The organism is Arcanobacterium wilhelmae (assembly GCF_029632765.1).
In the GTDB taxonomy this organism is placed as follows: Bacteria; Actinomycetota; Actinomycetes; order Actinomycetales; family Actinomycetaceae; genus Arcanobacterium; species Arcanobacterium wilhelmae.
The window spans coordinates 1,748,244-1,774,059 of the sequence record NZ_CP121247.1 but is presented as its reverse complement, the minus strand read 5'-3'; the positions used below and the strand labels follow the sequence as shown (position 1 = coordinate 1,774,059).

16 protein-coding genes and 1 riboswitch are annotated in these 25,816 nt (G+C 63.1%); of the genes, 9 read left to right on the top strand and 7 right to left on the bottom strand.

Going from position 1 to position 25,816, the window contains the following annotated elements:
• Positions 1-294 precede the first annotated feature (294 nt).
• The 3 genes from P8A24_RS07890 to gluQRS all read left to right on the top strand — a co-directional run bounded on the left by P8A24_RS07890 (position 295) and on the right by gluQRS (position 4,199).
• Positions 295-2,721, top strand: coding sequence for an ExeM/NucH family extracellular endonuclease (locus tag P8A24_RS07890; protein ID WP_278058107.1), 2,427 nt, complete (start codon positions 295-297; stop codon positions 2,719-2,721).
• Between the two features lie 111 nt (positions 2,722-2,832).
• A complete protein-coding gene (locus tag P8A24_RS07885) occupies positions 2,833-3,273 on the top strand; it encodes a GNAT family N-acetyltransferase (RefSeq protein WP_278058105.1) in 441 nt (146 codons plus the stop codon).
• Positions 3,270-4,199 carry a tRNA glutamyl-Q(34) synthetase GluQRS gene (gene gluQRS, locus P8A24_RS07880; RefSeq protein ID WP_278058102.1) on the top strand — a complete coding sequence of 310 codons (930 nt, stop codon included), beginning with the start codon at positions 3,270-3,272 and terminating at the stop codon, positions 4,197-4,199. Before P8A24_RS07885 ends, gluQRS begins: the two co-directional genes overlap by 4 nt.
• Before the next feature lie 133 nt (positions 4,200-4,332).
• On the opposite strand, the gene P8A24_RS07875 is transcribed toward gluQRS, so the two are convergent.
• The 6 genes from P8A24_RS07875 to P8A24_RS07850 form a co-directional block, all read right to left on the bottom strand.
• On the bottom strand, positions 4,333-4,506 hold the full coding sequence (locus P8A24_RS07875) for an Rv0909 family putative TA system antitoxin (protein WP_278058100.1): 174 nt from the start codon (positions 4,504-4,506) through the stop codon (positions 4,333-4,335).
• Between the two features lie 117 nt (positions 4,507-4,623).
• Positions 4,624-6,573 (bottom strand): BCCT family transporter, encoded by a 1,950-nt coding sequence (locus P8A24_RS07870; RefSeq protein ID WP_278058098.1) that lies wholly within the window; start codon positions 6,571-6,573, stop codon positions 4,624-4,626.
• A gap of 381 nt (positions 6,574-6,954) precedes the next feature.
• Positions 6,955-10,701 (bottom strand): hypothetical protein, encoded by a 3,747-nt coding sequence (locus P8A24_RS07865; protein WP_278058096.1) that lies wholly within the window; start codon positions 10,699-10,701, stop codon positions 6,955-6,957.
• 376 nt (positions 10,702-11,077) lie between these two features.
• The gene (locus P8A24_RS07860) at positions 11,078-13,609 is read right to left on the bottom strand and encodes a CAP domain-containing protein (protein WP_278058095.1); all 2,532 of its coding nucleotides are present in this window, start codon (positions 13,607-13,609) and stop codon (positions 11,078-11,080) included.
• Between the two features lie 548 nt (positions 13,610-14,157).
• Entirely contained in the window at positions 14,158-15,864 is a 1,707-nt protein-coding gene (locus P8A24_RS07855; protein WP_278058093.1) for an MFS transporter, read from the bottom strand.
• 158 nt (positions 15,865-16,022) lie between these two features.
• Complete coding sequence (locus P8A24_RS07850) at positions 16,023-16,661, bottom strand: TetR/AcrR family transcriptional regulator (protein ID WP_278058091.1); 639 nt, start codon at positions 16,659-16,661, stop codon at positions 16,023-16,025.
• 234 nt (positions 16,662-16,895) lie between these two features.
• Between P8A24_RS07850 and clpB the strand changes: the two genes are divergently transcribed.
• On the top strand, positions 16,896-19,541 hold the full coding sequence (gene clpB / locus P8A24_RS07845) for an ATP-dependent chaperone ClpB (RefSeq protein WP_278058089.1): 2,646 nt from the start codon (positions 16,896-16,898) through the stop codon (positions 19,539-19,541).
• A 78-nt stretch (positions 19,542-19,619) separates the two neighbouring features.
• On the opposite strand, the gene P8A24_RS07840 is transcribed toward clpB, so the two are convergent.
• Positions 19,620-20,294: an NUDIX hydrolase gene (locus P8A24_RS07840; RefSeq protein ID WP_278058086.1), complete on the bottom strand. Its 675-nt coding sequence runs from the start codon at positions 20,292-20,294 to the stop codon at positions 19,620-19,622.
• A gap of 130 nt (positions 20,295-20,424) precedes the next feature.
• On the opposite strand from P8A24_RS07840, the gene P8A24_RS07835 reads away from it, so the two are divergent.
• The 5 genes from P8A24_RS07835 (at position 20,425) to P8A24_RS07815 (ending at position 25,664) form a co-directional block, all read left to right on the top strand.
• Positions 20,425-21,228 (top strand): serine hydrolase domain-containing protein, encoded by an 804-nt coding sequence (locus P8A24_RS07835; RefSeq protein ID WP_278058084.1) that lies wholly within the window; start codon positions 20,425-20,427, stop codon positions 21,226-21,228.
• Positions 21,229-21,319: 91 nt separating this feature from the next.
• Positions 21,320-21,405: riboswitch (SAM riboswitch) on the top strand.
• A gap of 5 nt (positions 21,406-21,410) precedes the next feature.
• Positions 21,411-22,400, top strand: coding sequence for a methionine ABC transporter ATP-binding protein (locus tag P8A24_RS07830; RefSeq protein WP_278058082.1), 990 nt, complete (start codon positions 21,411-21,413; stop codon positions 22,398-22,400).
• Positions 22,397-23,068 carry a methionine ABC transporter permease gene (locus P8A24_RS07825; RefSeq protein ID WP_278058080.1) on the top strand — a complete coding sequence of 224 codons (672 nt, stop codon included), beginning with the start codon at positions 22,397-22,399 and terminating at the stop codon, positions 23,066-23,068. The genes P8A24_RS07830 and P8A24_RS07825 overlap by 4 nt, the downstream gene beginning before the upstream one ends.
• Positions 23,069-23,313: 245 nt before the next feature.
• Entirely contained in the window at positions 23,314-24,162 is an 849-nt protein-coding gene (locus tag P8A24_RS07820) for a MetQ/NlpA family ABC transporter substrate-binding protein (RefSeq protein WP_307014328.1), read from the top strand.
• A gap of 116 nt (positions 24,163-24,278) precedes the next feature.
• Positions 24,279-25,664: a hypothetical protein gene (locus P8A24_RS07815; RefSeq protein ID WP_278058078.1), complete on the top strand. Its 1,386-nt coding sequence runs from the start codon at positions 24,279-24,281 to the stop codon at positions 25,662-25,664.
• The last annotated feature ends 152 nt before the right edge of the window (positions 25,665-25,816 follow it).

Genomic DNA, 25,816 nt, shown 5'->3' with positions numbered 1-25,816 from the left:
GTGAGCAAGTGAACGCCACACACGGGCCGGGTGGGCAGATGCCCACCCGGCCCGTTCATGTTCGCCACGCTCAATAACCAAACGCACGGTTTCGCATTGTGGCACAACAACTCGAATAGCGGTGGCGGTGAAGGTTGAGTGAACAGTGAGAAAACCGCGTACTTTGGGTAATTAAAGGCTTTCTGGGAAAACACTGAAACCATGTTATTGAAGCACTGGAAGGGCTACTCTGGTTGCGTGGGTGACGCTCGCCACCCAATCGGCTCTATCCCTCGAGGGGGAAAGGACACATCAATGACGATGAAACTCAGCAAGGCAGCTGCGCTCGGCGGCGGCCTGGCCGTGCTCTTGACACCCATGGTGGCGTCGGCTGCACCGGCACCCGCGCCGGCCTCGGGCGAGACGCTCACGATCGAGCAAATCCAAGGCGAGGGCGCAACCAGCCCGTACGTGGGCGCAACCGTCACCACCACCGGCGTCGTCACCGCAGCCTATCCGGACGGCGGTTTCAACGGTGCCTACATCCAGACTGAGGGCAGCGGTGGCGAGAAGCATGGGGCTGCCTCTTCCGGCATTTTCGTCTACAGCCCGAAAATTGCGCAGCTGCCGCTTGGAACGCTCGTGAAAGTTACCGGCCGTGTGATGGAGTTCGGCGGCAAGAAGGTTGAGCAGCAGATGACGGAAATCGGCGGCTCGGGTGTGGTGGTTGAAAAGATCGACCGCGCCGACGTCGTCGCCCCGGTTCCCGTCACACTCGAAAGTGTCCCCGCAGGCGACGCTGAGCGCGAGAAGCTCGAAGGCATGCTCGTGCACATCACGGGCCCACACACCATCACGGACAACTACTCAACCGGCCGTTACGGCCAGATCGGCCTCGCGCCAGGCGCCGAACCGTTCTACCAGCCCACTGAGCGTTTCTCGGAAAACGACCCGCAAGCGCAGGCGCTTGACGCGGCGAACATGGCAAACAAGATCACCCTCGACGACGGCGCCTCCCGCGAAACATCCGTGAAGAAGGTCTACGCCAACAAGGCTACCGGCACGCCCGAGCACTTCGAGGCGCCCGACTGGCCGGCGTCGTACGTTGACGTCGCGAACCCGGCGCGCGTGGGTGCGCACGTCACTTTCAACGAGCCGATGATCCTCGACTACCGCTTCCAGTGGAACCTCCAGCCGCGCCAGCCCGTGCAAGAAAAGACAGGTGACGTTTTCACAAACCACTCGTGGGACGTGATCACGCTGTCGAACAACGCGCGCCCTGCGGCACCGAAGATCGCTGGTGACGTGACGATCTCCTCGTTCAACGTGCTCAACTACTTCACCGACCTCGGCGTGAACGAGGACGGTTGTAAGTACTACCCCGACGTCGATATGAAGGGGCTTACGACGGATTACTGCACCGTCCGCGGCGCATACTCGGCCGAAGCGTTCGCCAACCAGCAGGCCAAGATTGTCGAAGCGATCACGGAACTGGATTCAACCGTCGTCGGGCTTGAGGAAATCGAGAACTCGGCCAAGTTCGGCCATGATCGCGACGCGGCACTCGCAACCCTCACGGCGGCCCTCAACAAGAAGGCCGGCGCTGAGAAGTGGGCGTACGTGCCCTCGCCGCCTCAGTCGCAGCGCCCGGCCGTGGATACCGAAGATGTGATCCGCCTGGCCTACATCTATCAAAAGGACAAGGTCGCCCCGGTGGGCGAGTCGAAGATCCTCGTGAAGAACCAGTGGTTCGACGGCTGGGCCCGCCAGCCGCTTGCCCAGAAGTGGAGTCCGGTGGCAGGGGGCCAGAAGGTCGGCACGGAGTTCGTTTCCGTGGTCAACCATTTCAAGTCGAAGGGCTCAGTGGCAACGAAGGCCGGAACAAAGGATCCGCTCGTCGACGGCGATAACCAGACCCTCGCCGGCAATAACAATCTCCTGCGTGTGAACCAGGCCAAGGAAATGACCGCCTGGGTGAAGGAAAACTATCCGAACGATCCGGTGATTATCCTTGGCGATCTGAACTCGTACTCGAAAGAAGCTCCGGTGGAGGCGATCAAGGACGCCGGCTACACGTCCGTTGCGGAGAAGTTCGGCGTAACGAACCTGTCCTACCAGTACGGCGGTGTGCTCGGCTCGCTCGATCATGCGCTCGTGAACTCGAAGCTACTTGGCCTCGTGACCGGCGCGGATGTGTGGAACGTGAACGCGCTCGAGCCGGTGGCGTTCGAGTACGCCCGCTACCACACCACGATCAACCCGCTCGCTGAGACTTTCGATCTGAGCGCCTACCGTTCCTCCGATCACGACCCGATCAAGGTGGGGCTGAACCTGGTCAAAAAGACGGATCTGACGCCGTTGACACCGGCCGAGACGCCCAAACCGGAGCAGACGACGCCGGCACCGCAGGAGACGACGCCGGCACCGGAGCAGACGACGCCGGCACCTCAGAAGACAACCCCGGCACCTGGCGAAACTTCGGCTCCCGAGGAAACCACACCCGCTCCGCACAAGACAACTCCGGCGCCGCAGAAGTCTGAGGGTGCGGGCAACACCGGGGACCAGCCGAACACGGGCAACACCGAGGGCCAGGCGAACACGGGCAACTCGGGCTCCCAGTCTGCGCCGCAGCAAGGCGAGGGCCTGGCGTTCACAGGAGCGGGCGTTGCTGGCCTCGCGCTCGCTGCACTCGCAGCTCTCGGCGCGGGTGTGGCCATGGTGCTCCGCCGTCGTGAAAGCTAAAGCGACCACGCGTTAACCTGCCAGCGCAAAGAATGCCGCGGGCGGGAAGCAAACGGGCCGGGGTGAGCGCTCGCTCACCCCGGCCCTCATCATGCGTGCGATAATAGGACCGTGGCACAGATTTTCATTAGGCAAGCAAACGCACTGGATATTGCGGCGCTCGCAGATCGTATGGGCGCCGACGTCAAGGCGGTCACCCCAGATAATGTGGAGGCTGCGCTCGCGGCGATCGAAGAGACGATCGTACACGGCGGCCCGTCCACGTTCTGGGTGGCAACTGACGGCGGCGAGATTGTGGGCGCTGCGAAGGTCAGCGCACTCGGCCCCGGGCATGCGGCACTTATCGCCCTGGACTGGCTGAACACGGATTCGTCGGAAGCGGCGGCGAAGCTCGTCGAGTTTGCATTGGGTGATCTCACCGCCCAAGCCTGGGCCTTCAGCACCGAGCAAGAAGCGCAATACCAGGCCCTCGGATTCGAGCCCACCGAAACACTCTTCGAAGCCGGCGAGACCAGTCCGTTCACCGGCGTCGGAAAGCTCATGATCCGATGAGCGGCCGGTTCGCGCCCTCACCCACCGGCGATTTCCACCTCGGCAACCTCCGCACCGCGCTCCTGGCGTGGGCGTTCGCTCGCCACGACGGGCGCGGGTTCGTGATGCGCATGGAAGATCTGGACGAGCGCTCCCGCCCGCAGTACGTCACCACACAGCTACGCGATCTTGAGGCGATCGGCCTTGACTGGGACGGCCCGGTGCTTTTCCAGCACGAACACGTCGAGCGCTACGCCGACGTCGCCGCTCGGCTTCTCGAAACCGGCGCCCTGTACGAGTGCTACTGCACCCGCAAGGAGCTCTCCCAGGTGGCCTCCGCGCCGCACCAGCCTCCCGGTTCCTACCCGGGCACGTGCCGCCACCTTACGGGCAAGGAGCGCGAGGCCGGGCGCGCCAAGCTCGCCGGACTCAACCGCGGCCCAGCGCTACGCCTGGCGACCGACGTCGTCGAACTCGCTGTCACCGACCGCCAGCTCGGCGCCTACACAGGCGCCGTCGATGATTTCGTGATCCGCCGCGGCGACGGCGTCTTCTCCTACAACTTCGTCTCCGTGGCGGACGACGCCTACCAGGGGGTCACCCAGATCGTCCGCGGCGACGACCTCCTGCCCTCCACCCCGCGCCAGGTGTACCTCCAGCGGGTGCTCGGCGTGCCGCCCCCCGAATATGCGCACGTGCCGCTCGTGCTCAACACGCGTGGGCAACGGCTCGCCAAGCGCGACGGCGCAGTGACGCTCACGCAGCTCGCCGAGTTCGGTTGGGGCAGCGCCGACGTCGTCGCGCTACTTGCGCTCTCGCTCGGCCTCCCGCCAGTGCGGGGAGCGAGCGAGTTTGTGCAGGTATTCGATCCGGATGCGTTACCGCGCGAACCGTGGGAACTGGATGTGGACGCGCTGCAGGCCGGTCCGGCCGCGTTCCTCGGGTAAAGAGCAAAAAGTGTGGGCGGGAGATCTTTCTCCCGCCCACACCAGGCTTCAGATGCACTGAATCAATCAGCGCACGAGCACAATTCTTGCCGTTCCGGCTCGCACACACTGTGCTACGCCGGCCGGCGAGCGATCACTCGTTGCCGAGCTTCGAATCGATCTGATCGCGAACACCCTTGACCTGATCGGCCTTGTCCGCGCCAAGCTTGTCGGTAGCGAAGCCTTCGGCGGCGTCGAGAGCCTTATCGGTGAGCTCCTCCGCCTTCTCGCTATTGAGTGCTTCCTTGGCCTTGTCGAAAATACCCAACGTCGGCCTCCTTTCTATCGGTTGTGCGCCGCGAAGCCCGCGGCCTGGTGTCAGTTTATCTGGCAATGCCGGTTTCGTATATGGGGAGTCGGGCATTTAGCCCACGGCAAAACCTCGTTACTTCGTCTTGGGCTTGCGGGTGCGGTGCTGCGGGTGCAGCAGCCGCGCACGGGCCTTCGCGGCGGCCTCGCGTTCAGCCCGCTCGCGCAGGTGACGGCGCTCGCGTGCCAAGCGGCGGGCGAAGCGCTCCTGCTCGCGCTGATCGAGGTACATCGGATCATTGCGCAGGTCCTTCACCAGGGAGAACATCAGCGCGAACACGATGAACAGGAACGGGGTGGCGGCAACGATCGTCACGGACTGAATATTGTTCAACGCGTCCGAACCGCCCGAAACCAGCAACACCAGGCCGATCAGCGCGGTGAGCAGGCCCCACAGGCCGGAAATCCACGGCGACGCCGTCGCGCGGCCGTCCTGTGAAAGCGAACCCATCACCGTGGAAGCCGAATCAGCCGACGTGATGAAGAAGGTGGCCAGGAGTAGCAACGCCACGAAACCGAACAGGGTGCCGCCCGGGAGGTGGTGAAGCAGCGTGAAGAGCTGGCCCTCCGTCGTCGCCGCACCGGCGATCGACTGGCCGTTTTGCTCCATCGTGATCGCCGTGCCGCCGAAAATCGCGAACCAGGCGGTGGAAAGGCCAGCCGGAACGAGCATCACACCGATCGCAAACTGGCGGATCGTGCGCCCGCGCGAGATGCGCGCAATGAACATGCCCACGAACGGCGACCACGAAATCCACCACGCCCAGTAGAAGATCGTCCAGCCGGAGAGCCACTCACCGGCGGTGCCGTCGGCGGAGGCGGCGGTTCGGCCAGCCATCTCAAAGAAGTTCGACACATAGGCGCCCAGCGAGCCGGGCAGAAGATTGAGCTCAGTGATCGTGGGGCCAACAACGAACACGAACGCGGCGAGCACGCCGGCGAGCACCATGTTGGTATTCGAAAGAATACGGATACCGCGGCCAACGCCGCTCATTGCGGAAAGCAGGAAGCACGCGGTGAGCACCACAACAATGCCCACGATCATGCCCGAGCCTGGGTTGGAGACGACGCCGGCGGCCTTCAGGCCGGTGCGGATCTGCAGCGCGCCCAGGCCCAGCGAACACGCGGTACCGAACACGGTGGCGAAAATTGAGAGCGAATCGATGAGCTTGCCGCCCCAGCCTTGTGCGCCCTTCTCACCCAGGAGTGGCGTAAACGCGGCGGAGATCAGCTGTTTGCGGCCGATTCGGTAGGTGGAGTAGGCGATCGCGAGGCCCACAATCGTGTACATGGCCCACGGGTGCAAGGTCCAGTGGAACATGGCGGTGGCCATTGCGGTGCCGACCTCTTGCGGCTGGTGGCCGGGCACGCCGTCCTTGTAGAAGGCGAGCGGCTCGGCGGCGCCGAAGAACATCAATCCGATGCCCATGCCGGCGGCGAACATCATCGCGATCCAGGAGCCGTTGGAGAATTCGGGTTGCTCGTCGGCTGCTCCGAGGCGGATTGTGCCGAATTTGGAGGCGGCGATTGCCACCACGAACAAGACGAACGCGGTGGAGAACAGGACGAACGCCCAGCCGAGGTTGGTGATTACCCAGGTAAAGGCGGCGGAAGAGGCGGCTGCGAAGGCTGCGGGCGCGGTGAGGCCCACTGCCACGAGCGCGATCACGAGGATCATCGCGGGGAGCACGACGCCCCACGATATCGAGGCGTCTTCGTTCTCGGACGCCAGCTCGATCGGCTTTTCGCGGTATTCGGATACGTGCACTTTCTCGTCCGCGGAGATCATCGCGGCGAGCACCGAGGTTGCCGACGCTGGCTTGCCGGTTGCAGGGTCGATGTGCACGCCCTCGGGGATGGGTTCGGTGTGTGCGTTTTCAGGCGCGGGGGAGTGTGTGTTTTCCGACGACGCCGGTGCGCCAGCGGCGGCGTTCGTTCGGTTTTTGTTGGGTACCGCTTCGGCGTTTTCGGCGTGGTGGCCGGGCGGCGTCTGTCTCATCTCTTCATTAGTATTCTTTTCAATCACTTTTCCATTGTTGTCGGAAAATGGCGAAAATCCAAGAGTTCAGGGTGAATCGTGGGCTGTCCAACATGCGAAACCAGAGCGTTTCATGCGTATATTTCTTGTGTTATGCGCATAAATTGGCGCTTTGAGTGTGGCCACGCCCCGGTGTCGACCCCGGCTCCAAGCCGCGCCCCGGCGTCGGCCACGCTTTGGCCATAACCCGAGTCCCGACGTCGCCGGATATGGTTTCGGGGCCGGCTGGTTTCCCAGCCGGCCCCTTTCGCAACCTAGCAGCAACCAGCCGAAACTGGTCCAGCGCGCTTCACTACCACGCTGTTGCTGCCCTCTTGTGAATCCCGAAGGTCTCACAAGCTTTCCGCGCACCTACTGGTGCGCAATTCTTCACTCGTGGTGCTTGCCGCGTCGGCGCGCTCCCACGATCGTCAGGCCTGTGGCACCCGCGACGAGTGCGATGCCCATGGCCGTGGTGCTCGACGCGCCCGTGTAGGCGAGCCCGCGCGCGGTGCTCGTGCCCACGTGCATGCCGCCAACATTACCGTGCATCATGCCCATCGAGCCAACACCCGAGCCGTTACCCTTCGGCGCTGCCTGAACCGGCGCTACGTGGAGCTTCGCGATGGAGGTGGTGCGCTTGGCGCCGGCCTCCTGTGCGGCCACCACATAGTGCAGGCCAAGCTCAGTATCAGCGTTGGTGGGCACCTTGACGGTGAGCACACCCTTCGCGTCAGCGGTGGCCTTGGCCACAAGCACGACGTTGGAGTGCAGGTACACCGACACGGTCGAGTTCGGCTTGAGGCCGGTGAACGTGACGGCCACGGCCTGGCCGCGGGTCACGGTGTATTCGCCGACGAGCTTCTGGCCACCAGCAAGCGCCGCCTCGATGGCCTTGTGATCGGCAAACACCGGCTTCTTCGCAGCAACCCACGGGACGTTCGTGCACACCGGAGCGGCGGCCGCATCGTAGGCGGCTTGCGCGGCGGCGAGGTTCGCCTTCGCGGCCTCAAGCGCGGCTGTCGCACCGTCGACGCGGGCCTTCGCGGCCTCGTAGTCGGCCTGGGTTGCTTCGAGCTCGGCCTTGGCGGCGTCGGCTGCGTCAACCGCAGCGACGTATGCCTTGTAGAGGGCCTCGAGGTCGCCGGCGGCCTTCGTGACGTCAGCGGAGACGCCGTCGGCTTCGCTCGGCAGGAACGAGGTGCGCTCGGGCAGCCACGCGTCGAGGCCCGGCACCTTCGCAATGTAGGCGGCGTCGCGATCAGCCTGCTCGGCAGCCTCGGTCGCGGCGGCGACGTCGGACGCGGCGGTTTCGACGTTGCCGTCGGCTTCCTTCGCGGCCGAGTCGGCGGCGTCGGCATCCTCGCGGGCCGCGGTTGCGGCGGCGCGAGCCTCAGCAGCGGCGGCGCGGTCGGCGGCGAGAGCAGCGACCTTCGCGCTGGCCTCGTCGGTTGCCTTCTCGGCCTCGGCGAGGGTGGCCTTCGCGGCGGCGAGCTTTGCTTCGGCCGGAGCGACCGCTGCTGCCTTCTCGGTGGCTGTTGCGTTTGCCTTATCGAGGGCGGCGGCAGCTTCTGCTGCTGCTTTCTGGCCAGCGGCAACAGCCGTCTTCGCGGCCTCAAGTTCAGCCTGTGCCGTCTTTTCGGCCTCGGTGGCGTCCGCAAGTGCCTTCTTCGCGTCCGCAAGGGTGGCGAGCACGGCGTCGAGCTTCTTCTGAGCGTCGGCGAGCGCGGCCTGCTTCGCGGCCGTGTTCTGCTTCGCGTCGGCAAGAGTCTTCGCGGACGCGTCAGCTGTGGTCTGCTTCTGCGCGACGACGGTTGCTGCGTCCTGCGCTGCCTGCTCGGTCGACTCGACGGCGTCGGTCGCGGCATTTGCAACTGGCTCCTGTGCCGCGACGGCGGCGTTGGCCTCATCGAGGGCCTTCGCCTTCGTAGCGGCGTCGGCCTTCGCGGCCTCAAGATCCGCTTGGGCGGTGGACGCGGCCTGCTTTGCGGCATCGAGTGTCTTTTGTGCGTCATCGACGGCCGCGCTCTTAGCGAAGCTCTCAGCAGCTAGTGACTTCGCCGCCTGCTGCTTCTCAGTAAGCGTCTTCTTCGCCGCGTCGAAGTTAGCCTTAGCCTCAGCCGAGCCGTTCGCAGCCGCGTCCTTGTACTTGTTGATGTACTTGTTGAGACGCTCGCGGTATTCAGTCGTGGTGTAGGACGTGCCGACTTCGTTCGAGCTCAGTTCGAGAGCCTGCGTAATTGCTTTTTGTCCAGCCCAATCAGAGCCGAAGATTGCACCAGCATCAGCAGAACGAATCGCGTAGCCGATAGTCTTAGAGTCATCGTCTGTTTGCCCCTCGGTCCACATAAGGTCATCGACGAGATTGGTATAGTGGCCGACCGCAAGTTCCTGGTCCTTGCCGAGTCTCTTAAGTTCCGCCATCATCGCTGAACGACTCTTGAATCCTTGGCTGCGGAGGTCATCGAAGAGCTTCTTCTCTTCGTCCCACCATCCATCGAGTGCGGCACTGCCAGCATCGCTGAATCCCCAGTAGAGATTCTCATAAGGGTCTGAGTAGGCGTAAGAATGCCCCAGGTGATTCGCGGCAGAGTTAGCATTTGCTTGTGCGACTGCCATCGCATAATCGTTGACCTTCGGGGTCGAAAGCTTGCGCCCGTCAATTCCGCCGTCCGAAGCGCGCTTTGCGTTCACTGCGTCGATCGCATCAAGCGATTTGAAAACATTGTCGAGGTTTGTCGCATCTTCAAGATCAAGGATGTTCGTCTCATCACTCAACGGTTTTCCGGTCAGTTGTGAAATCCGATCAGGGTTCCCAGTCAGGACATCGATTGCGGCCTTTGCGGCCTCTTCACCCTGGCCAGCCATCTCCTGGAAGAAGCCGAGGGAACCCTTCTTGAGCTGCTCCTTGGCTGGGGTTTTCGAAGCTTCAAGCTCGGCCACAGCCTGCTGGACTGCCTGGCCAGCGACTTCTACCTCTCCCTCGGCCTTGTCTTGCGTAGCCTGTGCTTCGATCAGCTGTTTATTCGCCTCAGTAAGCTTCGCTTCGGCTTCCTTTACTGCGGTTCCGTCCGCAGCCTTCTGGGCGTCGGTGACCTTCTGATCTGCGGCATCTTTCGCGGCTTGAGCTTTCTGCGCGGCGACGCGCAGATCCTGCAACTTCTGCTGTTCGGCGTCGGACTTCTCGCCGGCTTGAGCGGCAGCGGCAGATTTCTCAGCCGCAACCTTCTTCGCGTCAGCGAGAGCCTTGGCATCGGCGTCGGCTACTTTCTGAGCCTCAGCCTCAGCCGCCTTTGCGGTGTCGAGCTCCGCCTGAGCGGCCTTCACAGCGGCGTCAGCCTCGGCGTACGACTTGTCGTTATCGAGCGTTGCCTTGACCTCGGCGAGCTTCGCTTTGGCATCTTCCAGCACGCCCTCGGCCACCGGGACCTTCGCGCGCGCATCCTCAAGAGCCTTATCGGCCGCCGCCTTCGCTTCGGTGGCGGTCTTGACGGCGGCGTCGGCGTCCGACTTCGCCTTCTTTGTAGCATCCAGCTCAGCCTGCGCCTTCTCGGCAGCGACCTTCGCCTCGTCGAATGTGCCGTGAGTTTCAGACTCCACGTTCTTCGCGGCCTGGAATGTCTTATCGTCCACAGCCTTCTCGGTGGCGGCCTTCGCTGCTGCCTCAGCCTTCGCAAGCTTTGCGGCAGCCTCATCGGCGGCCTTCTTCGCTGCGGCCTGTGCAGCCAAGGCATCCTTCTGTGCGGCGAGTGCGGCGGCCTTGTCTGCAGCGGCAGCCTCAGCCTTCGCCTTCGCCATGGCCTTAATCTCGGCGTACTTCTTTTCAGCGGCCTCGCGTGCCTTCGCCTGGTTGGTGGCGGTGGTCCCCACCTTTTCCTGTGCGGCGGCATGCGACTCCATCACCGGCGCGGTCTCGGCCTGAGCCTTCGCAAGATCTTCTTCAGCGGAGGCGGCGTTCTCCTTGGCCTTGTTCAGTGTGTCGATAATGGCCTGATCGACGGGGTTGACCACGCACTGTTCGTCAGTGGACGGTGCGGGGGCAGTTGGAGCAGGTGCTGCGGTTGCGCTCAGAGGAGCAAGGGCGACGACGCCGGCGCCAAGCGCGGCAACGGCGGTCAGTGTTTTCTTGTGTGCCATGTGCGTTCCTTCATAATTAACGCCCGAGTGAAGCCGGGCAGGACCTTGCTGCGTGAATTGCAACAATACAAACAATTATGAACATTGAAAATAACTCCGTCAATTGCTGGAAATAAGCTGGGTGTTCAGTTTGAGGTTGATGGCGAAAATGGAGCCGCTCCAATCATGGTTGGGTGGCGCGAAGTTCATGCGTATGCGCAGGTGAGAAATGTGTGTTGTGCGCATTTGCGGTGTGTGGTGTGGGGGAGGGCTGCTCGGTCGAGGGGTGTAATTCACAAACTTTTCCAAGGTAAAGAAACTGGGCAAACAGTGTGTCATGGGGAGCGGCGACTGGTTTCCCAGTCGCCGCTCCCTATGTTGATTGCGTGTGCGATTTTTACGAGTGGCGCATCCGGCGGCGCACCGCCACCAGCCCCAAGCCGGTCGCTCCGGCAACTGCCGCCATCGACATCGCCCCCACATTCGATGCACCCGTGTACGCCAGCTGTGCCCGCTTCGGCTGAACCACGCGCATCGGCGCGCCCGGCGTTACTGGCGCCGAGGTAGTCGGCGCTGGTGTGGTTGGCGCGTTTCCGGTAGGCGTCTGGCTCGGCGTTGGCTCCGACGTCGGCGTTTCCTCCGGATCTGCAGCGTACTCGTCCTGCTGGACGTCGCCCGTCGGCTCGTCCGTCGGCTTGGTCGTCGGTTCGGTGGTCGGTTCGGTGGCTGTCATCGTCGATTCAGCGCCTGCTGTCGTCGGCTTGACGCTTGGCTCTCCCGACGGCTCCGTCGTCGGCTCGGCGCTTGGCTCCGTCGACGCTGCCGGCTCTTCGGCCGGCGCCGCTGCGAGCGCATCGCGCGCCGCCTTCAACGCCGCGTTCGCCTCGTCGAGCGCGGACGCAGCCGTCGCCAGCGTCTCCTTCGCGGCTGCAGCCGTCACGCGAGTATTCGCCTCCGACGTCGTACGGCGCTCCAGCTCCGCATCCGCAGCCTTCGCATCGGCCACAGCCTTCTGCAACGCCGCGAGCTGGTCGTTCGCCTTCGTCAGCTCGAGACGAAGCGGAAGAAGATACGCCTCGACGTCGCCAGCGGCCGCAGCCGCAGCATCCGCGGCGGCCGTCGCCTCACGCGCAACCTTCGCCTGCGCCGTCACGGCAGCGGCGGCCTTCTGTGCATTCGCCGCCGCAACGTCAGCCTTCTGTGCTGCTGCCTTCGCCGCGGCGTCCGCTTCCTTCCATTCCGCAGCGGCGGCCTCTCGCTTCGCCACAGCGTCGGTGAAAGCCGCACGCGCACGCTCCAACGCCACACTCTCAGGCGTCGTGCCAGCCTGTGTGTTTGCAAGAGCCTTCTTCGCCGTCGCGAGCGCATCGCGAGCGGCAGCCGAGCCGTTCCTCGCAGCGTCCGTCACGCGCGAATAGTACGCCTCGAACTCCTTCTTGTACTGCGAAAGCGGCACAGCGGAGGAGGACTGGCCGTTGTTGATCCCCATGATGTGCTTCGAGGAATTGCCGGAGTAGCCCGCGCCCGTCGCGGTGTGCGTCGGATCAACAATGTTCAGGTAGTGGCCGATCTTCCAAAAATCGCGGGAGGAACGGTAAATCTCCAGGAAGCTTTGCCGATTGAGCGAGGCCTTATTCGGCATCGCGTTGTAGATCGCCTTCTCGCGGTCATACCAATAGTTCACCGCGCCTTCCGGATCTGGCTGCATGCGCGAGAGATTCTCCGTACCCTTCCACGCGCGTGGGAACGCATGATCCCAGCGATGGTTGTTGGACCAGTTTGCGTTGAGTTGGGACAGTGCTGTCAAGTAATCATCGACGAGGAGTGGCTGTAAGTTTTCTCCCGCACGGCCACCGCCTGCCACACGTTTCGCGTTCGTTCGTTCGATCAGTTCGAACGCCTTGCGCATATTCTCCAGCGACGTGGCATCGCCCGCTTTGCCGATGCGGGTAAACTGCAGCATCGAGGTGCCATCCGTTTTTGAGGTCGTATCTTGCGTGAGTACCTTCACGGCCTGGGACGCCGAGTTGATGCCTGCCTTCGCGCGCTCCTGGAAGAAGCCGAGTGAGCCCTTCGCGAGCTGAGCCTGGGCGGCGGCCTTCGAAGCGTCAAGCGCCGCCTGTGCGGCCGTAACCTGCTTCTTCGCTTCCTCCACTGCCACGGCGCTCACGGCGGCGCTGCCCGCGTTCGGGCCAGCCTTCGCGGTGGCGTCGTTCATTGCAGCTTTGGCGACGTCGGCGGCGTCGGCAGCCGCGTCCATCGTGGCCTTCGCAGTGTCGGCGGCAGCCTGTGCTTTCGCAGCGTCGGCTTTCGCTGCTGTAGCGGCCTTCTCGGCAGCCGCTTTCGCATTCGTCAAATCCGCGAGCGTGTTCTGTTCTTTTTCGGCCGCCTGTGCGAGTTTCTTGGTGTCGTCTGCCTTCGCGACGGCGTCGGCGAGTTTGGCTTGCTTCGCCTTGAGCGCTGCCTGTGCGTCGTCGGCGGCTTTCTGTGCGGCAGCAAGGGCTTCATCGGTGGGGACGCGGGCGGCAAGGGTATCTCGGTTTTCCTTTGCGACGGTCAGGGCCTCGCGAGCCGTGTCGGCGTCTGCCTGGGCTTTCTCGTTTGCTGCGACGGCGGCGTCGTACCGTGACTGGGCTGCGGCCTGCGCGACCTGCGCTTCCTCAAGCGCCTTCTCGAGCTCGGCACGGGTGAGGGGGTGCTCGGGTGTCGGTTCCGCCGACGGCGATGCGACGGGTTGTGCGGTTTCCGTGGCGGTGGTCGTGGATGCCGTGGGATTGGAAGTGTTCGGCGCCTTCGACGGTGAGGGGTTCACCACCGGAAGCTTTCCTGTGCTGTCTGCTGTGGGTGCGGCTTGCGCCGCGAGCGGTGCGAGCATCGCGACGCCGGCGCCCAGGGCGGCCGCAGTGGTCAAGGTTTTTGTCCGTGCCATTTACTTATCCTTGATTCGTTATCGTCTTATTGTGTGCGTGTGATTGTGTGAGGTCACTGCTGTCACATACTCCACAATCGTCCCAGGATAAACAGAAGTAGTCAATGGATAGGCGGAAATTGTGGACGTTTTCGGCGTGTCGTTTGTGACATTAGGGTGGAAATATGCAAAACGGGGGCGGGGTTGGTGTGAAAACCAACCCCGCCCCCAGTGTCCGATCCGGTGATTGACTAGGCGTTGTCCTTAGCCCGGCGGTTGATCGCAATAGCGGCACCAGCAGTGACGCTAAGCATTGCGATTCCCATCAAGCCGAGATTTGACGCGTCCGTGTAGGCCAGCGACGACGAAGGCCTGTGTTATGCCGTCGGTGCGATCGGGCGCGCCGCTCGCCCGTGGGTGCTTGACCTTGCTGCTCACCCTCAGGCGCGTTTGACGTTGCAGGAGCGGCTGACGAGGTCTGCTTCGACGATGTCGCGGTGGTTGAGGTGGTCGGGGTGTCCGCAGGTGCTAACGCACTTCATCGCGCCGCAGGTGGAAAAGGCTGTCAATTATGCGTCCAGCCTGTACGAACGCTCTTTGCTGTGATGCGCGCCATGGAACGCCTGGTGGGTTTCAAGCTCGGTGTTGTGAGCGTCCGTTATTTCGCTGGTTGTGTTGGTAGTCAGATGCTGCTGTGCGGAATGGATCCGCTCAGCCTTCGATGCGCGATCTGCCTTGAGGAGGAAGATCGAGGCGATGAAACCGACGAGGAGGAAAGCTCCACACGTGAGCATCACCGCCACCTGTGCGTTTGCAAAAGCTGCGTGCAGGACGTCCAGAATCGTAGCGTTTCCCTTGGCGAGGGCTGCCATGGCTCCGCCGGCCGAATCGATCGTCGCCTGAGTCATGCCGTCCACGGCCTGCGAGGGCACCCCTGCTCCTTCAAGTTTTCCGGGAAGGTTTGCTTCTAGGCTTGCGGCCATCGCGGTTCCGGCGAGCGCCACACCGATCGCGGAGCCGATCTGGCGGAATGTGGATTGGGTCGCCGAGCCCATTCCTGAGCTTTCCACCGGCACGTCCTCCAGGACGACAGAAGCGAGCTGAGCAGACGCCAGGCCGGTGCCGAATCCGTAGAACGCAAGCATGATGGCAAGCAGTGTGGACGAGATTGTGGGAGAGATGAGGAGCGCCGTCACCCCAATGCCAATCACCTCGATGGCGAGGCCGAGCGCGACCGTCGCCACTGCGCCGATCGCATGAGCCATGTGACGGGCCGCGCCACCAGAGACGATTGCACCAACCGCAAGAGAGGCGAGCATCCAGCCCGACTGCATTGTGCTCAGGTCGAGAACGTTCACCAGGAAGAGAGGTAGAGCGAAGAGGATCCCGAACTCGCCGGTGGCAACGGTCATTGCCGCAACGTTTCCGCGGAAGAACGTAGGGATCCGAAACAGGGAGAAATCGAGGAGCACATGCATGCCCGCGCCCTTGCGGGCCACTTGGTTCATGACGAAAGCGACAAGCATGACGACCCCAAGGATCAGTGCCGCCGTTGAGAAGGAGATCGCGTCAGTCCAGGTGAATGAGCCGAACGATGGGGTCTGCTTGGGTGTGAACCAGCCGTAGGTGGTCGCCTCGATCAGGCCGAAAACGATCAGCGCGAACGCCACAGTGGAAAGCAATGCTCCGCCGATATGGAGTGGTTCACGCTCGCCCTTATTCTCCGGAAGAACCCACATCGCCCACGGTGCGAGTACAAGCACAATCGGCACGTTGATGAGGAAGATCCATGGCCAGGTGAAATCGGTGGTCAGCCAGCCGCCGAGCAGCGGGCCGATCGCGGCCATGCCTGCCATCGCTGCGCCCCAGATACCGAATGCGGTGGCGCGTTCTTTGCCGCGGAAGATCGCGTTGATCGTGGAGAGGGTAGACGGAAGTACCAGCGCTCCGCCGATTCCCTGCAGCCCGCGCGCGGCGATCAGCAAACCAGGTGTACGCGAGGCTGCGGCCATCGCAGATGCCGCCGCGAACACGAGCAACCCGGCGATGAAAATCTTTTTACGCCCGATCCGATCACCCAGCGTGCCCAGAGGGAGAAGCAGGGCCGCGAACACCACTGTGTACAGGGAAGAGACCCACTGTGCCTGAGTGAGTGTGAGCCCGAGATCGGCAATGATCGTCGGCAACGAAACCGAGGTGACCGTGCCGTCGAGTACGATCAGGCTCACCCCGAGAACCACAGTTGCGAGGGCTTGCCACGGATTTTTGACTGTCATGTGCGTATCCATTCTTTAACGCGCCCTGACGCTTCGTTGTTGTAGCGAATCGAGCAGGGGAGAAGTGTGTGATTGCCGGTGTGATGACGGCTGTGGACCGATGTGAAAGTTTCGCTGAACCGCATTCTTCACTGCGATTCTCGGAAAGAGACGGGAACCTAACGCCCAAGGAAAAGGAATGCCTCCTCGACGACCTCCGACGGGCTTTTCCCTCGCTCATCAAGATGTGATCGGAGTGCGAGGCGAAGGATGTGATCGCCGAGCGACATGATGAGAGAAAGCTCGATTGGGCTCTCCCCGCCCTCGCGTTTTGCGAGGTTTTCCTCGAGCGCTCGCAGATGCGACTGTGTTGCCTCGGCGTTGGGAATTTCGCCCCCGGAACCTGCGGCGTGAACGAACGACGCCAACACCCGCTCGGAGCGTGCGGCGAGCTCGAAATCGTCCGCGTGTGCGATCGCCCCTTCGATGCCGGCCCGCACGGCCTCAAGTGCCGAAGCTTCCTCAGGCTGGCTAATTGCGATCCCCATGTAGGTTGAACGCACGATGAAGTAAGGAAGGAGCAGTGCCGCCATCTTCGAGGGGAGGTAGTTGAAGAACGTGCGCCGAGAGATCCCTGCCTCCTTGGCGATCTCCTCCACCGATACGGCTTCCACCGATTGGGTTTCCTCGGCGAGGTTCACTGCGGCGCGAGAGATTTCCCGACGCCGGGCAAGGAACTTTTCCTCGTGCCACGGGTGATCCGCGGGCTGAGTGTTCTTCAGCATTTCTGCCGCCGCGCTATGTGTCCTGCGATCCATGATCTGCACTCTAGTGCAAAAATGCACTAGAGTGCAAGAGTGTTCATGATCGCATTTCTTCTGTGCTTCGATATCAGCGTGGCTCGAGGGGTGACACACGATACGCCCGCAACTTCGCTGAATTGGGTCTTTACATCTTTTCTTGAGCGGAATACACTCAAGTTCAGAAGCGTTCGGAAGAACGGATAAGCATGAATCCGCGCGGGAAGCGCGGGGAAAATTTTGGAGGAATCCATGGACAAGCTGACAACCAAGTCACAGGAGGCGCTCGCCAGCGCAATCCAGGTGGCGACGGTGGCGGGCAACCCGCAGTTGGAGCCCGTGCATCTTCTTTCCGCCCTGCTCGAACAAGAAGGCGGAGTGGCCAACGGCCTACTCGACGCCGTCGGCACCAACCGAGCCGCAATCGCGAGCCGCACCCAGGCTGCGCTCGCCGCACTACCGGCGTCGTCGGGAAGCACGGTGGCTCAGCCGCAGGCTTCGCGCAACCTCTCACTCGTCCTTGCCGACGCAGGCAAGGAAGCAACCGCCCTCGGAGATGCCTTTATTTCAACGGAACACTTGCTGATGGCGCTCGCGTCGTCGACGTCGGGCGCCGGCGATCTCCTGCGAGCCGCCGGAGTTTCCCGCGAGCAGCTCGCCTCGGCGCTGCCTGCCGTGCGAGGCGCAGCGAAGGTCACGAGCGCCGATCCGGAGGGAACCTACAAGGCCCTCGAAAAGTACGGTACCGACCTCACGCAGATGGCACGCGAAGGCAAACTCGATCCCGTGATCGGCCGCGATAGCGAAATCCGCCGCGTCGTGCAGGTCCTCTCGCGTCGCACCAAGAACAACCCGGTGTTGATCGGTGAACCCGGCGTCGGAAAAACGGCCGTCGTTGAGGGGCTCGCCCAGCGAATCGTAGACGGCGATGTGCCCGAATCCCTGCGCGGCAAGCGCCTGATCTCGCTCGATATCTCCGGCATGGTCGCGGGCGCAAAATACCGTGGCGAGTTCGAGGAGCGCCTGAAGGCCGTGCTCGCAGAGATTAAGGGTTCCGACGGCGAAGTGGTCACCTTCATCGACGAGCTGCACACCGTCGTCGGCGCAGGCGGCGGCAGCGAGGGTGCGATGGACGCCGGCAACATGCTCAAGCCGATGCTCGCGCGCGGCGAGCTGCGGCTCGTCGGTGCAACCACTCTCGATGAGTACCGTGAACACATCGAGAAGGATCCTGCGCTCGAACGCCGCTTCCAGCAGATCTACGTGGGTGAGCCGAGCGTGGAAGATACCGTGGCGATCCTGCGTGGAATCGCGCCGAAGTACGAGGCCCACCACAAGGTGACGATCTCAGATGGCGCGCTCGTGGCCGCCGCAACGCTCTCGGACCGCTACCTCACCGAGCGTCAGCTGCCGGACAAGGCGATCGACCTGATCGACGAAGCGGCCTCCCGCCTGCGCATGGAACTCGATTCCTCCCCGGAGGAGATCGACGCCCTCCAGCGCCAGGTGAACCGCCTGAAGATGGAGAAATCCTACCTGGAGGATACGGAAGAGGAGCTCGACGCCGGCGCGAAGGACCGCCTCGAAAAGCTCGAAGCCGAGCTGGCAGACAAGAGCGAGGAGCTCGCCTCGCTCAACGCTCGCTGGGAAGCCGAGAAGGCCGGGCGCAACAAGGTTGGCGACCTGCGCGTGAAGTTGGACGAGCTGCGCACCGAACTGGAGAAGGCCCTGCGCGAGGGGCGCTACGAGGATGCGGGCCGCCTGCAAAACGGCGAGATCCCAGCGGTCGAGCGCCAAATCGCAGAAGGTGAGGCGGCGGAGCATACCTCCGAAGCTGAGCCGATGATCGCTGAGCGCGTGGATGCGGACGGGATCGCCGAGGTGGTCTCCGCCTGGACCGGCATCCCCGTTGGTCGCCTGATGGAAGGCGAAACCGAGAAGCTCCTCAAGATGGAAGAGTTCATTGGGGATCGTCTGATCGGGCAAAAGCGCGCAGTGGCCGCGGTTGCGGATGCTGTTCGCCGCTCTCGTTCCGGGCTTGCCGATCCGAACCGGCCCACCGGCTCGTTCCTGTTCCTCGGCCCCACCGGCGTCGGAAAAACGGAGCTGGCGAAGTCGCTCGCCGAGCTCCTGTTCGACGACGAGCGTGCCATGGTCCGTATCGACATGTCCGAGTACGCTGAGCGGCACTCGGTGGCCCGCCTCATCGGCGCGCCTCCGGGATACGTCGGCTACGAGGAGGGCGGCCAGCTCACGGAAGCCGTGCGCCGGCGCCCGTACGGAGTGATCCTCCTCGACGAAGTTGAGAAGGCGCACCCGGAAGTATTCGATATTCTGCTCCAGGTTCTCGACGACGGTCGCCTCACCGACGGCCAGGGCCGCACCGTGGATTTCCGCAACACGATCTTGATCCTCACCTCGAACCTTGGCTCGCAGTTCCTTGTGGACGCAGAGCTGGACGAGGCGGCCAAGCAGGAGGCCGTGATGGCGGCGGTACACGAGCACTTCAAGCCCGAGTTCCTGAACCGCCTGGATGATGTGATCGTGTTCGAGCCGCTCTCGGTGAACGAGATCGGGCGGATCGTGGAGTTGCAGGTTGCCCAGCTCGCCAAGCGCCTCGAGAATCGGCGGATCACACTCGAGGTGACGGACGATGCGCGCGATGTGCTCACCTTCGGTGGTTACTCTCCGGCGTTCGGTGCACGCCCGCTGCGCCGCCTCATCCAGCGTGAGATCGGTGACCAGCTGGCTCGCATGCTCCTCGCCGGCCAGGTTGCCGACGGTGCAACCGTGGTGGTGGAGCCGGCGGATCTCGATACGTCCGCGCTCGAGGCGAAGGGCCCGAATGCCCTCGGCTTCGGCGGCGAGAAGCACGAGCTCACGCTCCGTGTGAAGTGAAATGGAAGCGGCGGGTTGTTGCACAAGCAACAACCCGCCGCTGATCACATTGAGGAAATGGTGATTTGAGTGGTGATGTCACCATTCGAGCGTTTCAGACCCATTACTCATTCCCTCGGCGCGGGCAGCGACGATCGAATCGATATACCTTCGTTCGGCGGCTTGAGCGACTGTAAGGGCGGCGCGTACTCGCCCGCCGACGTCGGTGCCCTCCGGTAGCGCGTCCACTGGGAACCAGCGCAAGCCGGCCGACTCGTCGGAAATCGCCAGATCGGCGTCGGCGGAGGCGATCACAACAAAGCCGACGTCCCAGTGCTCCCGGCACGCGGTGAAGCCGCCTCCGAGCTGATGGACGTTGATGTCTGCAGGCACTGGAAGGACCTGCGAAAACTCGCGCAGGCCGGTCTCTTCGCGGGCCTCGCGCAGGCCGGCGTCGCGCAGGGAGCCGTCCGTCGGTTCGAGGTGTCCGCCCGGCTGCAACCACATCAGCGCCTTCTTGTGGAACACGAGTAGCACGCGATCCAGCTCCTCGCTGAGCACGATCGCCGACGCTGTGAGATGGCGTTCGTCGATCCCCTTGAATAGCGCGCCCTCGCCGCGCTCGCGGACCAGGGCCGCGAAATCCGCAGGCGTATGCGAGCTGTGGCCGGTGTTCGGTGTGCTCGGCCAGCCGGCGATCTCGGCGAGCACGCCGGCGGGAGTGAGTGAGGGGGTGGGGGCCGGGGAAGTGGTCCCAGGGAGATTTTCGTTCATGAGCTAAGTCTGCCATGTGATGGCGCCGCCAGGGTGATCACTCTCGTAGAGGCTGCTCCTGGACTCATGGAAATTGTCCTGCGGAGTCGCCTGCCGGCGTCGGCAGTCCGCCCCGCGGTAGAATCCCAGCATGCGTACCACACCACTTCCTGGCGACAACTTTCCCTTCGATCATGCCTATATCGCGCTTGACGATTCAGGCGTGACGGCCATCTGTGGCGACCCGGACCAAGTATTTCCCCTGGCCTCGGTCACGAAACCGATGGCGGCGTGGGCGATTCTCATCGCCGTGGCGCAGGGGCAGCTCTCGCTTGAAGCGCCCGCTGGGCCGGAGGGCTCTACGATTGCGCATTTGCTTGCACACGCTTCGGGCGTTGGTCCGGATCCGACGGTGCCGATTGGCCGGGTGGGCGCCAAGCGTATCTACACGAACTACGGGTACGACCTCCTCGCCGATGCGTTCGAGCGTGAGGTTGGTGTGAGTGCGCAGGCGTGGATGGAGGAACGGCTTTTCGCGCCGCTCGGCATGGCGACGGCGCAGATGCGTGGTTCGATCGCGAAAGACGCGCGCGGCTCTGCCGACGATGTGGCAAAGTTTGCAGCCGAACTCCTGAGCCCAACGCTTCTGCCGTCTGAGCTGGTGGAACGTGCCACCACGCCGTTTATGCCGGGCCTTTCTGGGATCGTGCCTGGTTATGGCCGCCACGCGGATTGCCAGTGGGGGCTGGGCCTGGAGATTCGCGACCACAAGTCCCCGCACTGGACGGGAAGCGATTTCTCGCCCGAAACGTTTGGGCATTTTGGGCAGTCGGGCTCGTTCGTGTTCGTGGATCCAGCCGTGCGCAAGGCGGGAGTTTTCGTTGGCGCACAGCCGTTTGGTGAGATCTACCAGGCCAACTGGCCAGCGCTGACGAACGCAATGCGCGCCCTCTAGTGCAACCTGCCATCCCGCCGCAGTCCAAGATGTGGACGATTCTGCCCCACATCTTGACACCCCAGGACCTCGTGCCTAACCTGGAACCACTTGACCATCAAGAGTAGCTGAGAGACCTAGCTCAATGACGCTACAGCAACCGCGCAAGAGCGGTGCTACAGCTAGGACCGATGGAGGAAGACATGATCACACTCGATTCAGTCACCAAGGTCTACCCTGGTAGCCCAGAGGTTGTGGCGCTGGGCGGTATTTCGCTCGAGATTGCCGCCGGTGAGATTCACGGAATTGTGGGCGAATCGGGTGCAGGAAAATCCACACTGATCCGCTGCTTGACCGCGCTCGAGTGCCCAACATCGGGACGGATTGTTGTGGACGGCCAGGATTTGGCAGCCGTTTCCGCAAGCGAACTGCGCAACGCCCGCCGCGCGATCGGCATGGTTTTCCAGGGCGGCCACCTGCTCGATTCCCTCACGAACGCGCAGAACATCGCCTACCCGATGAAAATCGCGGGCGTTCCGAAGGAGGAACGCAAGGCACGCGCGGCGGAGCTACTCGAACTTGTGGGCCTGCCCGATCGCGGGAACGTGTATCCGCGTCAGCTTTCAGGTGGCCAGCGCCAGCGCATCGCGATTGCGCGCGCGCTCGCAGCAAACCCGAAGGTGCTGCTGTGCGACGAGCCCACCTCGGCTCTCGATCAGGCCACCACCTACCAGATCCTCCAGCTGATCTCGGAAATCAACGAGCGCACCGGCGTTACCGTGCTGATTATTACGCACGAGATGGAAGTTGTGCGCGAGATCTGTACCAACGTGACCATGCTCGATCGCGGGAAGATCGTGCAAACGGGTCGCGTGGAAGAGGTCGTCTCGGACGTCACCTCCCGCCTCGGCGCGGAACTTGTGCCGCCTCCGCGGGTCTCGCCCGACGTCGTTGCGCCGGAAACTGCGCTACTGGACGTCGCGTTCTCCGCAACTCCGGGCCAGCCGGCCGCGTCGGCGATCCTGGAGCTCGCGGCGCAACTCGGGGCGGATATCACGTCCGGCCGTTTCGAGACCGTCGGGAAGGCACAGGTGGCGCGCCTGGTGTTATCGGTGCCGGGGGCGCAGGCCACGCAGATCGCTGCGGCGCTTCGTGATCGCGGCGCGAACGTAGAAGAGAGGGCGGCAGTATGAACGACCAGATGTGGTTGAACAACCCGGCGATCACGGATTCGCTTCTGTGGTCGATCTGGGAAACCCTCTTGATGGTGGGGCTTTCGGGCCTTGCAACCGTGGTGCTCGGCGTGCCGCTCGGTATGGCTGTGGTGGCCACGCGTAAGGACGGGATCGCGCCGAACGCGCTGGTGAACCGCCTGCTCGGGTTTATCGTGAACCTGGGGCGTTCCATTCCTTTTATTATCTTGCTGATCGTGCTGTTCCCGCTCACGTTGATCATCATGGGGACGAACCTGGGCTGGCAGGGCATGGTTTTCCCGCTCACGGTGGCGGCGGTGCCGTTCTTCGCGCGCCTCGTGGAGTCGAACATGGTGGCCGTGGATCCGTCGAAGATCGAGGGCCTGGAGATGATGGGCGCTACCGGTTGGTCGATCCTGTGGATGCAGGTGCGCGAGGCGTTGCCGAGCATTATTCAGTCGATCACGGTGCTGCTGATTACGCTGGTGGGCTATTCGGCGATGGGTGGCGCGGTTGGCGGCGGCGGCCTGGGCGGCCTGGCCTACAACTACGGCTATAACCGCTACATGATTGACGTTTTGGTGATCACGATCGTGGTGATAGTGGTGATCGTGCAGATGATCCAGATGGTTGGAGACATGCTCAGCCGGTATGTCGACCACCGCTGAGCGACATACCGGGATCCCTTCTTCGCGGCTGCGGCCGCACTTCCAGCGGGATCGGTTTATCCGCTGCCGGCCCTCGTGGGCGCGGCAATCCGCCGACGCCGGTGTGCGTTTGGCGTTCACTGCAACCGGCCCGTTTCCCAGGGGAGAACTCCACCTGGTGGGCCACACCAACAAACTGTTTCGGGGCGCAGCCCCCACACCTGAAAACGGGCGATGAGCCCGCCGAAACTCATAGGAGAAAAATAATGAACCGCAAGCTTGCTATCGTCGCTACTCTCGCCGCTGCTACTCTCGCGCTGGGCGCGTGTGGAAGTTCGTCGTCGTCGGGAGCCTCGGGCTCGGCGGCGGCCGGCGATGCCGTGACCCTCAAGGTCGGCGTGAACCCGGTGCCGCACGGCGACATCCTGAAGTTCGTCAAGGATAACCTCGCGGCGAAGGCCGGGCTGAACATCGACATTGTGGAGTATTCGGACTACGTGTTGCCGAACAAGAATCTGGACAACGGCCAGCTGGATGCGAACTACTTCCAGCACCTGCCGTACTACGAGTCGCAGGTGAAGGAGTTCGGCTACAAGTTCGAGCACGGCGAGGGTGTGCATATTGAGCCGTACGCCGTCTACTCGAAGAAGGTCAAGGATTTGAAGGATCTGCCCGATGGTGCGACGATTTCGATCGTGAACGATCCGGCGAACCAGAACCGTGCGCTCGTGCTGCTCGCGAAGCAGGGGCTGATCACTGTGGACGAGGGGAAGAAGGACCTGACGATTCACGATGTGAAGGACAACCCGAAGCACATTAGCTTCCAGGAGATCGAGGCGCCGAACCTGCCGCGCACGCTTGATTCGGTGGACGCGTCGGTGATTAACGGTAACTTTGCGCTGCAGGGCGGGCTGACGCCGTCGAAGGACGCGATCGCCCTTGAGGACGGCAAGGACAACCCGTACGCGAACTTCCTTGCGTGGAAGGCGGATGCGCCGGCGGAGAAGAAGGCTGCCGTGAAGAAGCTCGATGAGCTGCTGCACTCGCCGGAGGTCGCGAAGTTCATCAAGGACAAGTACGCCGATGGCGCTGTGATCCCGGCGTTCGGGAACTGAGCTCGCGGGGGACTAAGCTCGTGCCTGACTGAGGCGAGGGGGCGAGGAAGCTCAGGCTTCCTCGCCCCCTCGTGTATGCTGGGCGGAAATTGTTGTTCCACTGCGAGGAGGCAGGGATGCCCGATTACAGCAACAAAGCTTTTCTGGGGCACGCGTTTCGGCCGTGGCCGGAGCTGGAGGGTGCGCGCCGCCCGATTTTCCCGGCGGGGCAGGTGCTCGTGCATTACGGCAACGATGGGAGCTTCTCGAGGTTCGTTGGCGAATTTTCGAGTTGCACTGGTGCAGGGTTCGGGACGGATCTCGTCTCTGTGGCGCCGAAACTCAGCACTGAATGGCGGTTGAAGACGCACATGGCGCTGCGGAGTGTGCCGTGGCCGTGGCGGGATCGCTCGGCGGAGTGGGCACAGACGAGCGCTGAAGAATCGGGCGACGAACCTCCGCTAGATTATGGTATGTTTTCGCAGATCAACGGGCCGCGTTTTGAAGCGTGGATTGATCTGGGGTACGGGCCGGATCTGTACCGCGGTCAGAGCCACGGAATGCTCGAGCCGGTGGACCTGCTGATGTCGATCGATGAAGCGCCCGAGCAGGAAACGCCCGAGGATGACCTGGCCGGGAGTGATACCCCGAAAACTGCCGTGGAAGCGCTGGACGATGTGGAGTTGGGTGGGGCGTCGGCGTCGGCGTCGGCTGAGCGCGCCCCGGACCTCATGTTTTGGGCCACCCGCTACCGTGAGCCGTTCGCGAATGACTACCGGGTGGCGCGGTACAACTTCACGAAGCGGCGTTACCTGCCCGAGATCGGGGAAGTGAAGCAGGATCTCGACCCGCGGATTGTGCGTACGGCCGCGCGTTCACTTCCGCGCCCCACGGAGGAAGGGAAGTTCGTGCGCCGTGTGGTGCGCGCGCTTGAAGACGCGTTGCAGGTGTTTGGGGCCGGGGGCGAGCCGGAGCGGCTCGCCCCCGGCGAGGTCCTCATCCAGGGCAGCGAAATTGGCGGGGGAGCGGTGGTGCACGTGGCGCGCCACGGAATGATGATCCGCCTGCTGGAGGCACGTGCGGATTGGGATGGGCACCGCGCTGGTGAGATTGCGGATGGGCTGGAGGCCGCCGAGTCTGCTGGCACCTGGAACCCGGGGGAGGATTGGGATGGCCAGTACATTTCCCCGGACTATCGCGCTCCGTTGAAGCGCCGGATCTTCACACTGGTTGTCTCCCGCCCGGAATTCCCTTCGGGTTCCAGGCTCTCGGCCGAGGAGGAGGCGCTCGCGCAGTCTACTGCGAACTGGGAGGAGCCGATCCCCGGATATGGACCGTACCTGAGCTACGGCATGATCGCGGTTGAGGCGGACGCGATCTGGTTTGATCCGCAGACCTATCACCTGGATCCCCAGCTCACGCCCGAGGAAGCGGCGCAAACGTGGCTCGCGGATCTCGCGCCGATTCTGTGGAATGATGGCCGCCCGCTCACGGATGGCCACCCGCGCATCCGACTCGACTAGCGAGCGGTTTCACGGCCATACTCCGGGCACCTAAAATTTTGGTTCGTTTTTTGAAGGGCCGAGCCCCATATAGTGCTCGAGGCGTCGATTTTGCGACCAATATTTTAGGTAGTCGGAGTATCTCGCTTTTCGCGCCTCGAATCCGGCGGCGT